Genomic DNA, 12974 nt, shown 5'->3' on the forward strand with positions numbered 1-12974 from the left:
TGGGTCGCCCGGTCAAGCCGGGCGACGACAGCGGAGAACGTGACTACTCCTCCGGCGCGTTCTCGATCGGATCGAACCGGCTCGCGTCGAGCCCGAGCAGATTCCACGACTGCTGCATGTGCGGCGGCAGTGGCGCGGTGGCATCGATGAAGCCGCCACGCGGGTGCGGGATGACGATCCGGCGCGCGAGCAGATGCAGCCGGTTTTGCAGGCCGCCCGGCAGCTGCCAGTTCTCGATGTTGAAATATTTGGGATCGCCGACGATGGGGTGGCCGATATGCTCCATGTGGGCGCGCAGCTGGTGGGTGCGGCCCGTCACCGGCTTCAGCGACACCCAGGTCAGCTTGTTGCCGGCGGTCTCGACCACTGCGTAGTACGTCACCGCGTGGCTCGCGCCCTCGTCGCCATGCTGGGCAATGCGCATGATGGTGTCGTCCTCGCTTTCCTCTTTCGCAAGGAAGGTCGAGATGCGGCCCTGCTTCGGCTTCGGCAACCCCGGCACCAGCGCCCAATAGGTCTTCCGCGCCGAGCGCGAGCGAAACGCGCCGGTCAGATGCGAGGCGGCAAATCGCGTTTTGGCGACCAGGAGACAGCCCGACGTTTCCCTGTCGATACGATGCACGAGGCGCGGCTTCTGGCCCCTGGAATCGCGCATCACCTCCAGCATCTGGTCGATGTGCCGCGTCATGCCGGAGCCGCCCTGCACGGCAAGGCCGGCCGGCTTGTTCAGCACAAGGACGTCGTCATCCTCGTAGATCGTCATCTCCTTCAGCGCCTTGAGCGTCTTTTGCGCGCCCTCCGAGAGCTCGTCGACGGCCTTCGGCGTGTCGAGCTTCAGCGGCGGAATACGGACCCTCTGCCCCTCCTCCAGCCGATCCTTGCTGTCGACGCGCTTGCCGTCGACACGCAGCTCGCCCTTACGGACGACGCGCTGGATGTGGGAGAACGACAGGCCGGGAAAGCGCGCTTCGAGGAAGCGATCGACGCGCATGTTGTTCTCGTCGGCCGTCACCGTGACCGTCTGCACCTTGGTCGGCAACAGCGCCTCGACCGGTTTTGCAGCCGCCGGCTTTTCCATCTCAGCTTTGGGCGGACGCCGCTCGGCGCGTCCGGCCGCAAAGCGCGGTGGCTTCGCACCAGGCTTACCGCTCGGACGCGGCCCGGCTGTCTTCGCGCTACGCGCCTTGAACGGGCGCGATTCCTTGCGCTCATCCCGCTCGCGAGGTTTCGGGTTCATTCTCTTGATGCGGCGGCTCATGCGGTTTTTCCAAGCTTTCGTGTCGACTGCGCATTGGCGCGGCGGGGCAGCGACGCAACCTGCGCGCCCACCTCTTTCTCCGCCAGCCGCAGCTCATATTGCTGTTGCAGGTTCATCCAGAATTGCGGGCTCGTGCCGAACCAGTGACCAAGGCGCAGTGCCGTATCGGCCGTGATGCCGCGCTGGCCATTGATGATCCCGGTCACACGATTCACGGGGACGTCGATCTGACGCGCGAGCTCCGCGGCGGTGATGCCGAGTTCTCGCAGTTCTTCGGCAAGCTGTTCGCCGGGATGAGTGGGCTCGCGGGACATGGTATTTTTCTAGGCCGGACTAGCGCGAATTACGCGTTACGTAAACCGTAAATCTGCGTTTTGCGGCAAGGCCTATCCCCCGCCCCGCTCCTTGCGCAGCTTGGCCCAGTAATCCAGCCGCTTCCTGATCTCGCGCTCGAAACCACGCTCGGGCGGGTCGTAGAAGGTCTGGCGGCCCAGGGCTTCCGGAAAGTAGTCCTGGCCGGAGAAGGCGTCGGGGGCGTCGTGGTCGTATTCGTAAGCTGCGCCGTAGCCCTCCGACTTCATCAGCTTGGTCGGCGAATTCAGGATGTGCTTTGGCGGCAGCAGCGAACCGGCCTGTTTTGCGACCTGCATCGCCGTGCCGAACGCCATATAGACCGCGTTCGATTTCGGCGCGGTGGCGAGATAGACCACCGCCTGCGCGATCGCGAGCTCGCCCTCGGGATGGCCGAGGAAGTCGAAGGCGTCCTTCGCCGCATTGGCAATGACGAGCGCCTGCGGATCGGCAAGGCCGATGTCCTCGACCGCCATGCGCACGACGCGACGCGCCAGGAACAGCGGATCCTCGCCGGCATCGAGCATGCGTGCGAGATAATACAGCGCGGCATCGGGGTCGGAGCCACGCACCGACTTATGCAGCGCCGAGATCAGATTGTAGTGGCCGTCGGCCGATTTGTCGTAAATCGGCGCGCGGCGTTGCAGGATGTCCTGCAACTGCGCGGCATTGAAAATCTCGTCCGCCCGCGCCGAACGCCAGACCTCTTCGGCGAGCGTCAGCGACGCGCGGCCGTCGCCATCGGCCATCCGTACCAGCACGGCACGCGCCTCTTCATCGAGCGGCAGCTTGTGGCCTTCGACCTCCTCGGCATGCGCGAACAATTTTTCGATCGCGGCGGCATCGAGCGAGCGAAACACCAGGACGCGCGCGCGGGACAGAAGCGCCGCGTTGAGCTCGAAGGACGGGTTTTCGGTGGTGGCGCCGACCATGACGACGGTGCCATCCTCCATGACAGGCAGAAACGAATCCTGCTGGGCGCGGTTGAAGCGATGCACCTCGTCGACGAACAGCAGCGTGCCCTTGCCCATCTCGCGGCGGGCCCGCGCGGCATCGAATGCCTTCTTCAGATCGGCGACGCCGGAGAATACCGCCGATATCTGCTCGAAATGCAGATCGGTCGCATCCGCCAGCAGCCGCGCCACCGTGGTCTTGCCGGTGCCCGGCGGCCCCCAAAACACCAGCGATCCCAGCGTGCGCGTCTCCAGCATGCGCGTCAGCGCACCGTCGGGGCCGAGGATGTGATCCTGGCCGACGACCTCCGACAGCGCACGCGGCCGCAGCCGGTCCGGCAGCGGATGCGGGGCCTCGTGATCGAGCCCCGCCGCGGCAAAGAGAGTTGGCGTCTCCTGTGGTCGCTTCGGACTCATCCGCCCAGCGTGACATTGATCTGTTGGCCGCCGCGCACCAGCGTGATGCGCCAGAGCCGCTGGCTTGTGCCCGCCGCCTTTTCGAGGTCGCCGGTCCTGCCGATCTTCTGGTTGTTGACCGCCAGAATGATGTCGCCCTTCTGGAAGCCGACGCTCGCCGCCGCGCTGTCGCCGCCGAGATCGGTGATCACGACGCCCTCGGTGTCGGCGTCGAGATGCAGCTCGTCGGCAAGCGCCGGCGTGATGGTCGAGACCTTCGCGCCCTGGAACGGCGAGCGCGCGGTGAGGACGAGCTCATTGCGGCCGGTATCCGGCGCGGTCTCGAGCGCGATCGCCAGCTTGAGCGGCCTGCCGCCGCGCTGCGCGTCGATCTGCGCCGTGCCGCCGAGCGGACGGGTGGCAAAGCGGTAGTCGAACGCGTTGGGATCGTCCACGGCCTGGCCGTCGATCCCGGTGATGAGGTCGGATGATTTCAACCCGGCCTTTGCCGCAGGACCGTTGGGAACGACGCTCGCGACCAGCGCGCCGGTCGGCGAACGCAAGCCGAGGCTCTCGGCGATCTCCGGCGTCACCGCCTGCAGCTTCGCACCGAGCCATGGCCGCTTCACCGCCGTGCCGCCGCTCTTGGCGGAGGCAACGACGACGCGCACCATGTTGGCGGGAATCGCAAAGCCGATGCCTTGCGAGCCGCCGGAGCGCGAGTAGATCGCGGTGTTGATGCCGGCGAGCCGGCCGTTCATGTCGACCAGCGCGCCGCCGGAATTGCCTGGATTGATCGCGGCGTCGGTCTGGATGAAGAACTGGTAGTCGGTGATGCCGACTTGCGTGCGCGCGAGCGCCGAGATGATGCCGTGGGTCACGGTCTGGCCGACGCCGAAGGGGTTGCCGATCGCCATGACGACGTCGCCGACCATCAGCTCATCCGAATTGGTGAATTCGAGCGCCGGAAACTTTTCCTTGGTGTCCTTCAGGCGCAGCACCGCGAGATCGCTGCGGGAGTCCTTCAGCACGATCTCGGCCTCGAACTCGCGCTTGTCCGACAGCGACACCTTCATCTGGTCGGCGCCCTCGATGACATGGACGTTGGTGACGACGAGCCCGGAGGAATCGACGATCACCCCCGAACCCAGCGACCGCTGCACCTGCTCCTGCTGCTGGCCCGGTACGCCGAAGAAACGCCGGAAGATCGGGTCATCCAGCAGCGGATTGCGGTTCTGGACCACCTTGGCGGCATAGACGTTGACGACCGCCGGCTGCACCCGCTGCACAATCGGCGCATAGGACAGCCGCAGTTCGGCCGGCGACGACGGGACGCGACGGTCCTGCGCCGAGGCCGGATCGACATTACCTGCGAAGGCCATGCACATTGCCGTGATGACGGCGGTCCAGATCGATCGAAACATTCCTACCTCTCGGAAAAGACGCCGGAATATAGGCGCGTTCGCCCCTCAATAGAAGGGCGCGAGGGGGCAATATTCGACCTCTGTCAGGTGTGGCCCGAACGCAAGCCCCGCGTACAAAATGACAATTTGCGGGCGCCGCTCATTGGCATGACGCGCATCATCCTGCATGCTGTGCGGAGACGGATTCGGCTGCGACGAAATTACATCAGTAGGAACCATCGCAGCCGTGGCGCGCTGTCGCGGGACGGTCATGGATCATTCTTAGGCTCTCCCGTTGCGACTTGGGGAAGTTGGTCGGCAAACGGAGTGGACGACGTGACCAGGAAAACATTCATAGCTGCAACGCTGGGTATCGCCGGCACGTTTGCGGCGTCGGGGGCGCATGCACAATCGGCAAGCAATAGCGACCAGGAGATCGCTCTCCTCAAGCAGCAGCTGAAGATGATGGAGCAGAAGCTCGACAAGCTGCAGAACCAGACCGCAGCGAACACGGCGGCCACGGCGAAGACCAGGGCAGAAGCAAAGGCTGAAGCGAAAGCCGAAGCACGCTCCGAGGCGAAGGCGGTCGTCGCCAACGCCAACGCAGCGTATCCAGTCAAAGGCGCGCCGCCGTTGTCCGGCGTGATCGTAACGATGCCGAACAACCGGCCGACGATCTGCACCGCGGATCAGGCCAACTGCGTCGCCATCACCAGCCGCGTGCATTGGGATGTCGGCGGCTACGACTATCGCCCCAACTCGGCGTCAACCTCGCCGCAGAAGCTCGACAGCGGCGAGAACGTCCGCCGCGCACGCATCGGCGTCGTCGGCAAGTTCTTCAACGATTGGAATTTCGCGCTGATCTACGATTTCGGCGGCTCGTCGGACGGCTTTGGCGGCGCTGCAGCCGGCTCACTCCCGGGCGGTGGCACGTCCGGAATCGAGAACGCCTACCTCAGCTACACCGGGCTGAAGCCATTCGGCGGCAAGATGGCGATCGAAGCCGGCATCATGGACCTGCCCTACACCCTCGACGAGGCCACGAGCTCCAACGACATCATGTTCATGGAGCGCGCCTCGTCGGGCGTCATCGCGACCAATATCGCGGCCGGCGACTTCCGCTCCGCCGCCGGTGCGCGCTGGTGGAATGACGTGTTCTGGGCGGGCGCTTACGTGACTGGTCCGACCACGGGTACGGCCCACGAGGAAGGCACTGCGGTGCCGAGCAGCACCGAACAGTACGGCGCGGTTGCCCGCGTCGCCGGCCAGGTCGTCAGCGGCAACGACTACTCGATCCATCTCGGCGCCGACGCGCAGTGGCTGATCCAACCGGCGCGCAGTCTTTCGACGGCGGGCACGCGCGTCCAGACGGTGACGCTCAGCGACCGGCCCGAGCTGCGGATCGACCCGACCGTGCTGGCGACGACGGCCGCAATCGCCAACGCCTCCGGTGTTCAGGTCTACAGCGCCGAAGCGGCGGCGACCTATGGACCGCTGATCCTCCAGGGCGAATATTTCTGGTACAATGTCGATCGCAGTGCGAACACCGGCCTGCCGCCGATCGGGGCGCCGAGCGTGCAATTCCAGGGCGGCTATGCCCAAGCCGGCTACGTGCTGACGGGTGAAACCCACACCTACAATGCAGCCAATGCCGCCTATAACGGCGTCAAGCCGGCGCATCCGTTCTCGCTGGACGGCGGCGGTTGGGGTGCCTGGGAGATCGCGGGCCGGTTCTCCACGGTCGATCTCAACGACAAGCTTACGACTGCCACGGGCATCGCTGGCGGACGGCAGACGGTCTACACGCTGGCGCTGAACTGGTATGTCAACGGGAATGTCCGCTTCATGCTCGACTATCTGCACGGCAACGTCTCCAAACAGACGCTGCCGCCGGCGGCATTCGCGAATACGGGCTCGAACTTCGACGCCGTGGCGATGCGTACGCAGTTCGCGTTCTGAGGCGATTTCATCCGGGAGCGGCGCGAGCTGCTCCCGGATTACTTAAGCCGCGCGCTTCGACTTCTTGACGGGCTCGGCTACAGGCGCCGGCGCGCAGGACAGCCGCTGCTGATGACCCTCGCCCCAGGCTTTCAGAATGTCGATCACCGGGCGCAAGCTTCGCCGAGTTCGGAGAGCGTGTATTCGACCCGCGGCGGCACTTCGGCATAGACCTTGCGGATGACGAGCTTGTCCTCCTCGAGCGCGCGAAGTTGTTTGGTCAGCATGCGCTGGGTGATGCCGGGCATCATGCGGCGCAGTTCGCCGAAGCGCTGGGTGCCGCTCTGGAGGTGATAGAGGATCACGCCCTTCCACTTGCCGTCGATCAGGTCCAGCGTCGCCTCGACCGAGCAGCCGGGACGACGGGCAAAATTGCGCCGTTTCATGCGTGTTTTCCCAATAGTATCCAAACAGGGACTATATCCCCGAATTTACAGTACTTGCCAGATGGGAGCCAGGGCGGCAGTTAGAGCGGCAGGCGAATACGCCATCTGATGGAGACAAGCCATGAAGGCCGTCGGCTACAAGAAATCGCTTCCGATCGAGGATCAGGACGCGCTGATCGATTTCGAGACCGCCAAGCCAGATCCCAAGGGACGCGACATACGTGTTGCGGTGAAGGCGATCTCGGCCAACCCGGTCGATTACAAAGTGCGCAAGCGCGCCGCGCCGCCCGAGGGCGAGACCAAGATTTTGGGCTACGACGCGGCCGGCGTGGTCGATGCCGTCGGGCCCGAGGTCACGCTGTTCAAGCCCGGCGACGAGGTGTTTTACGCGGGCTCGATCCTGCGCCAGGGCACCAACTCCGAATTCCATCTGGTCGACGAACGCATCGTCGGCAACAAGCCGAAATCGCTCTCGTTCGCGCAGGCCGCGGCCCTCCCCCTCACCTCCATCACCGCCTGGGAATTGCTGTTCGACCGCCTCGGCGCGGTCCCCGGCAAGAGCGTCGATCCGCGTACACTGCTGATCACCGGCGGCGCCGGCGGTGTCGGCTCGATCCTGATCCAGCTCGCGCGCCGTCTCACCGGCCTCACCGTGGTTGCGACCGCGACGCGACCGGAATCGCAGAAGTGGTGCCTCGATCTCGGCGCGCATGCCGTGATCGATCACGGCAAGCCGATGAAAGAGCAGATCGAAAAACTGAAGCTGCCGCCGGTCGCGCTGGTGGCGAGCCTCACCTTCACCGATCAACACTACAAATCGATCGCCGAGTTCATGGCGCCGCAGGGCCGGTTCGGCCTGATCGACGATCCCCCGGAATTCACCATGAGCACGTTCAAGGGTAAGGCGATCTCGGTGCATTGGGAATCGATGTTCACGCGCTCTTCGTTCCAGACGCCCGACATGATCGCTCAGCATCATTTGCTCAACGACGTCGCCGACCTCATCGACAAGGGCGTGCTGCGCACCACGCTCGACCAGACCTTTGGCACGATCAACGCAGCCAACCTCAAGCGCGCGCACGCCCTGCTTGAGAGCGGCAAGTCGCGCGGCAAGATCGTGCTGGAGGGGTGGTAGGCTGAGGCCTCGTAGAGTGGGCAAAAGTGCACTTGCACTGTGCCCACCTTTCTTCGAGCTTCCGTGGTCGCTATCTCAATATCGTGGACAAGGCCGACAACAGACGGTCGATCTGCTCATCCGTGCCGACGGTGATCCGCAGATAGTCCGAGATGCGAGCCGCGGAAAAGTGGCGGACGATCACCGCCTGCTCCCGCAGCGCCGCCGCAAGCGCGGCACCTTCATGCGCGGGATGCCGCGCGAACACGAAGTTGGCCAGGGACGGCAGCACCTCGAAGCCTGCTCCCTTCAGTCCGCGGGTCAGCCGCTCCCTGCCCTCGATCACGCGAAGACGGCTCTGCTGGAAATAGCCGTCGTCCTCCAGCGAGGCGATCGCGCCGGCCTGGGCGGGCCGGCCGAGCGGATATGAATTGAAGCTGTCCTTCACGCGAGCCAGTGCATCGATCAGATCGGCATCGCCGATCGCATACCCGACCCGAAGCCCGGCCAGCGCACGCGACTTGGACATGGTCTGCACGACCAGGAGATTCCGATGGGAAGCCACCAGCGAAATCGCCGTCTCGGCGCCGAAATCGACATAGGCCTCGTCAACGACCACAGGCACATCCGGATGCTCCTCCAGCAGTGTTGTGATCTCGGCGCGAGACAGTGCGATCCCCGTCGGCGCGTTCGGATTTGGGATGATGATCGCGCCGGCCGGCCGGCGATAGTCGGCGACGCGGATTTGCATGGCCTGATCGAGCGGCACGGTCTCGTAGGCAATACCGAACAAACGGCAATAGACAGGGTAGAAACTATAGGTGATATCGGGAAACAGCAGCGGTGCATCATGCTTCAGCAGGGCGACGAAGGCATGCGCCAGCACCTCGTCGGAGCCGTTGCCGACGAACACCTGCTCGGGTTTGACGCTGTGATAGGCGGCCAGGGCGACCCGCAGCGCGGTCGCCTGCGGGTCCGGATAAAGACGCAGCGTGTCGGTTGCCGCGTCGCGGATCGCCTCCAGCGCACGCGGCGACGGACCGAGCGGGTTCTCATTGGTGTTCAGCTTGACCAGGTCCGCCATACGCGGCTGTTCACCCGGGACGTAGGGCTTCAAATCATGCGTCAAGCTGCTCCAGAAACGGCTCATTTCTCTGCCCGGACTCCCGCAATCTAAGTCGTCGCCGTCGCGCCCTCGACGAACAGCAGCCGCCGCTCCAGCGCACCGGCGCGGATCTTCAACGCCTCGGCATATTCCGGCGAAGCGTACCATTCCTTCAGCCTCGCCATCGACGGAAATTCGACGATGACGATGGCCTTCGGCGGAAGGTTGCCTTCCGCCAGCTCCGCCTTGCCGCCACGGACGAGATAATGCCCGCCGTATTGCGCGATCGTCTTCGCGGCGAGCGCGCGATAGGCTTCAAAGCCATCGGGGTCGCGCATCTCGACTTCGGAGATCACATAAGCCGTCATGTGCTGCTCCTACGCAATGGTATTGACGATGCCGCCTTCCGCGCGCAGCGCCGCACCATTGGTTGCAGACGCCTCCTTTGAGGCGACGTAGACCACCATGTTGGCGATCTCGTCGACACTGGCAAAACGCTGGATCAGCGAGCTCGGGCGATGCTGCTTGACGAAATTGGCGGCGGCTTCATCGACCGACTGGCCGTTCTGCTTGGCGAGATCCTTCACAAAAGTCTCGACGCCCTCGGACATGGTCGGGCCGGGCAGGACCGAGTTCACCGTGACGCCTGTGCCGCGGGTGAGCTGCGCCAGCCCGCGCGCGACCGCGAGCTGGGCCGTCTTGCTCATGCCGTAGTGGATCATCTCGACGGGAATGTTGAGCCCGGACTCCGATGAGATGAAGACGATGCGGCCCCAGTTTCGCTTGAGCATGCCCTTCATATAGGCGCGCGACAGCCGCACGCCGCTCATCACGTTGACCTCGAAGAGGCGGCTCCAGTCCTCGTCCGGAATCTCAAAAAAATCCTTCGGCTCGAAGATGCCGGCATTGTTGATGAGGATGTCGATTTGGGGCAGCGCCGCCACCAGCGCGTTGCAGCCTGCAGCGGTCGAGACGTCGGCGGCAATGCCGCGCACCTTGGCGCCGGTCCCCTCCAGCTTGCGCACGGCCGCATCGACCTTGTCCTGGCCGCGCCCGTTGATCACCACGCTCGCCCCCGAGCCGGCGAGGCCCTTGGCGATGGCATGGCCGATGCCGGCGGTCGAGCCGGTCACGAGGGCGGTCTTTCCGGAAAGGTCGATCTTCATGAATCATCTCCATTGATGTTGAAGCGGATATCGTGCGCTGCACAGGTGGGTGCAATCGCCGCTCACCGACGCGTGAGGATCTCGTCGCGGCCAACAAAAAAGCGGCGCCCAGGGGCGCCGCTTTCGAAGATCTCGGTACCGGCCGGCTTACGCCGCCTCGGCTTCCTTCGCCTGCACCGGACCGGAGTCCTGGCCCTTGGCATCGACGTCGCGGTCGACGAACTCGATCACGGCCATCGCGGCGTTGTCGCCGTAGCGGAAGCCCGCCTTGATGATGCGGGTGTAGCCGCCCTGGCGATCCTTGTAGCGGGGCGCCAGCACGTCGAACAGCTTCCGGACCTGGTCCTTGTCGCGCATCTCGGAGATGGCCTGGCGGCGCATGGACAGCCCGCCCTTCTTGCCGAGGGTCACGAGCTTCTCGACGATCGGACGAAGCTCCTTGGCCTTGGGCAGCGTGGTGACGATCTGCTCGTGCTTGATCAGCGCGGCCGCCATGTTGGCGAACATCGCGCGGCGGTGCTCGGCCGTGCGGTTGAGCTTCCGATGAACCTTGCCGTGACGCATGTAACTATTCCTTACGTTAAAACTGCCGCGACGGTTCGTCGGACATGTTGCTCAGGTGGGCTGCCTGCGTTCGCCCAGTCGTCATTCCGGGGCGGCGCGCAGAGCCGAACCCGGAATCTCGAGGTTCCGAGTTCGATGCTTGCGCCTCGCCCCGGAACGACGAATTCTCAGTAGTGATCCTCGAAGCGCTTGGCGAGCTCGTCGATGTTCTCCGGCGGCCAGCCCGGCACTTCCATGCCGAGGTGCAGACCCATCTGGGCCAGCACTTCCTTGATCTCGTTCAGCGACTTGCGGCCGAAGTTCGGGGTACGGAGCATTTCCGCTTCCGACTTCTGCACGAGGTCGCCGATGTAGACGATGTTGTCGTTCTTCAAGCAGTTGGCCGAACGCACCGACAGCTCGAGCTCGTCCACCTTCTTGAGGAAAGCCGGGTTGAAGGCGAGGTCCGGGATGATCTCCTGGGCGACTTCCTTGCGCGGCTCTTCGAAGTTGACGAACACGTTGAGCTGATCCTGCAGGATCCGGGCGGCGTAAGCCACCGAGTCATCCGGCGTCAGCGCGCCGTTGGTCTCGATCGTCATGGTCAGCTTGTCGTAGTCGAGGATCTGGCCCTCACGGGTGTTCTCGACCTTGTAGGAGACCTTACGGACCGGCGAGTACAGGCTGTCGACCGGAATCAGGCCGATCGGCGCATCCTCGGGACGGTTGCGCTCGGCGGGCACGTAGCCCTTGCCGCTGGAGACCGTGAACTCCATGCGGATCTCGGCGCCCTCGTCGAGGGTGCAGATCTGGAGGTCCGGATTGAGCACCACGACGTCGCCGACCGTCTGGATGTCACCGGCAGTGACAGCGCCCGGGCCCTGCTTCTTCACGACCATGCGCTTGGGGCCTTCGCCCTGCATCTTGATCGCGATGTCCTTGATGTTCAGCACGATGTCGGTGACGTCCTCACGGACGCCGGCGATCGAGGAGAACTCGTGCAGCACGCCGTCGATGTGCACCGACTGCACCGCCGCGCCCTGGAGCGAGGAGAGCAGGATGCGGCGCAGCGCGTTGCCGAGCGTCTGGCCGAAGCCACGCTCGAGCGGCTCGGCGACGATGGTCGCAAAGCGGGTCGAATCGGTACCGGGCTGAATCTGGAGCTTGTTCGGCCGGATCAGTTCTTGCCAATTTTTCTGGATCGTCACTGTTTTCACCCATACGGGCCAGTCGATTTGAAAACTCAAATACTGGCGTTGGAGAAAGGCCGCAGATCATTCCCGCGGCTTCGCAAAAAGTCGTTGCGGGCGACCACGCGCCCGCAACTTGGTATCAAACGCGCCGACGCTTGCGGGGACGGCAACCGTTGTGCGGGATCGTGGTCACGTCGCGGATCGAGGTGACGGTGAAGCCCGCGGCCTGCAGCGCGCGGAGCGCCGACTCACGGCCCGAACCGGGACCGGCGACTTCGACTTCCAGCGTGCGCATGCCGTGTTCCTGCGCCTTCTTGGACACGTCTTCGGCTGCGACCTGCGCGGCATACGGGGTCGACTTGCGCGAGCCCTTGAAGCCCATCGTGCCGGCGGAGGACCAGGCAATCGTGTTGCCCTGCGCGTCGGTGATGGTGATGGTCGTGTTGTTGAACGACGAATTCACGTGCGCGACGCCGGAGGCGATGTTCTTGCGCTCACGACGACGAACGCGGGTGGCTTCCTTGCCCATAGACTACCTTTCCTGGAGATCTCAAACGCCGCCGTAATGCCAGCGGCTACACCTGTGGAACGAAAGGCGCGTGGCGAACGGGTCGCCCCGTTTCGCCACACGCCGCGATTGGATGCGAAAACTTACTTCTTCTTGCCGGCGATGGCCTTGGCCGGGCCCTTGCGCGTACGCGCATTGGTGTGGGTCCGCTGACCGCGCACCGGCAAACCGCGACGATGACGCAGGCCGCGATAGCAGCCGAGGTCCATCAGACGCTTGATGTTGATGCCGACCTCACGGCGTAGATCGCCCTCGACGAGATAGTCGCGGTCGATGACTTCGCGGATCTGGAGCACTTCAGCGTCGCTGAGCTGATTGACGCGACGATCCTCGGGGATCTTCACTTTTTCGAGGATCTCACCAGCGATCTTCTGGCCGATGCCATGGATGTACTGGAGCGCGATCAGCACGCGCTTGTTGGTCGGAATGTTCACGCCGGCAATACGGGCCACGGCCTTCTCTCCTGTTGCCGATCCCTCGTCAGGAATCGGGCTTTGAGTGCTTATGTTTCTCGGGCAGGTGTTCACAAACGCGAACACG

General features: G+C 64.3%; 13 protein-coding genes and 1 pseudogene. 2 read left to right on the forward strand and 12 right to left on the reverse strand.

The window, feature by feature from the left end; genetic code table 11:
• Positions 1-43: 43 nt before the first annotated feature.
• The 4 genes from ACP2YP_RS24205 to ACP2YP_RS24220 all read right to left on the reverse strand — a co-directional run bounded on the left by ACP2YP_RS24205 (position 44) and on the right by ACP2YP_RS24220 (position 4382).
• Positions 44-1258 (reverse strand): RluA family pseudouridine synthase, encoded by a 1215-nt coding sequence (locus tag ACP2YP_RS24205; protein WP_426418833.1) that lies wholly within the window; start codon positions 1256-1258, stop codon positions 44-46.
• Positions 1255-1572: a HigA family addiction module antitoxin gene (locus ACP2YP_RS24210; protein ID WP_426418834.1), complete on the reverse strand. Its 318-nt coding sequence runs from the start codon at positions 1570-1572 to the stop codon at positions 1255-1257. The genes ACP2YP_RS24205 and ACP2YP_RS24210 overlap by 4 nt, the downstream gene beginning before the upstream one ends.
• Positions 1573-1644: 72 nt before the next feature.
• Positions 1645-2979, reverse strand: a complete 1335-nt coding sequence (locus ACP2YP_RS24215) for a replication-associated recombination protein A (protein WP_426418835.1) — start codon at positions 2977-2979, stop codon at positions 1645-1647.
• Positions 2976-4382 (reverse strand): DegQ family serine endoprotease, encoded by a 1407-nt coding sequence (locus ACP2YP_RS24220; protein ID WP_426418836.1) that lies wholly within the window; start codon positions 4380-4382, stop codon positions 2976-2978. Before ACP2YP_RS24220 ends, ACP2YP_RS24215 begins: the two co-directional genes overlap by 4 nt.
• Before the next feature lie 315 nt (positions 4383-4697).
• On the opposite strand from ACP2YP_RS24220, the gene ACP2YP_RS24225 reads away from it, so the two are divergent.
• Positions 4698-6320, forward strand: coding sequence for an OprO/OprP family phosphate-selective porin (locus ACP2YP_RS24225; protein ID WP_426418837.1), 1623 nt, complete (start codon positions 4698-4700; stop codon positions 6318-6320).
• A gap of 42 nt (positions 6321-6362) precedes the next feature.
• Here the strand turns inward: ACP2YP_RS24225 and ACP2YP_RS24230 are convergent.
• Positions 6363-6745: pseudogene (locus ACP2YP_RS24230) on the reverse strand (winged helix-turn-helix transcriptional regulator).
• 121 nt (positions 6746-6866) lie between these two features.
• Between ACP2YP_RS24230 and ACP2YP_RS24235 the strand changes: the two are divergent.
• Positions 6867-7880 carry a zinc-binding alcohol dehydrogenase family protein gene (locus tag ACP2YP_RS24235; RefSeq protein ID WP_426418838.1) on the forward strand — a complete coding sequence of 338 codons (1014 nt, stop codon included), beginning with the start codon at positions 6867-6869 and terminating at the stop codon, positions 7878-7880.
• A gap of 70 nt (positions 7881-7950) precedes the next feature.
• Here ACP2YP_RS24235 and hisC read toward each other — a convergent pair whose 3' ends face one another.
• From hisC to rpsM, 7 genes are all read right to left on the reverse strand, one after another.
• Positions 7951-9009, reverse strand: coding sequence for a histidinol-phosphate transaminase (gene hisC, locus ACP2YP_RS24240; protein WP_426418839.1), 1059 nt, complete (start codon positions 9007-9009; stop codon positions 7951-7953).
• A 23-nt stretch (positions 9010-9032) separates the two neighbouring features.
• Positions 9033-9332 carry a DUF1330 domain-containing protein gene (locus tag ACP2YP_RS24245; RefSeq protein ID WP_426418840.1) on the reverse strand — a complete coding sequence of 100 codons (300 nt, stop codon included), beginning with the start codon at positions 9330-9332 and terminating at the stop codon, positions 9033-9035.
• A 9-nt stretch (positions 9333-9341) separates the two neighbouring features.
• Positions 9342-10130 (reverse strand): SDR family NAD(P)-dependent oxidoreductase, encoded by a 789-nt coding sequence (locus ACP2YP_RS24250; RefSeq protein ID WP_426418841.1) that lies wholly within the window; start codon positions 10128-10130, stop codon positions 9342-9344.
• A 147-nt stretch (positions 10131-10277) separates the two neighbouring features.
• Positions 10278-10694, reverse strand: a complete 417-nt coding sequence (gene rplQ, locus ACP2YP_RS24255) for a 50S ribosomal protein L17 (RefSeq protein ID WP_027535312.1) — start codon at positions 10692-10694, stop codon at positions 10278-10280.
• 167 nt (positions 10695-10861) lie between these two features.
• Positions 10862-11890 carry a DNA-directed RNA polymerase subunit alpha gene (locus ACP2YP_RS24260; RefSeq protein WP_426418842.1) on the reverse strand — a complete coding sequence of 343 codons (1029 nt, stop codon included), beginning with the start codon at positions 11888-11890 and terminating at the stop codon, positions 10862-10864.
• A 115-nt stretch (positions 11891-12005) separates the two neighbouring features.
• Positions 12006-12395 carry a 30S ribosomal protein S11 gene (rpsK, locus tag ACP2YP_RS24265; protein ID WP_007603045.1) on the reverse strand — a complete coding sequence of 130 codons (390 nt, stop codon included), beginning with the start codon at positions 12393-12395 and terminating at the stop codon, positions 12006-12008.
• A gap of 122 nt (positions 12396-12517) precedes the next feature.
• Positions 12518-12886, reverse strand: coding sequence for a 30S ribosomal protein S13 (rpsM, locus tag ACP2YP_RS24270; protein ID WP_014494511.1), 369 nt, complete (start codon positions 12884-12886; stop codon positions 12518-12520).
• Positions 12887-12974 lie beyond the last annotated feature (88 nt).

Origin of the sequence: Bradyrhizobium genosp. A, assembly GCF_049949275.1 — a bacterium.
Lineage (GTDB): Bacteria > Pseudomonadota > Alphaproteobacteria > Rhizobiales > Xanthobacteraceae > Bradyrhizobium.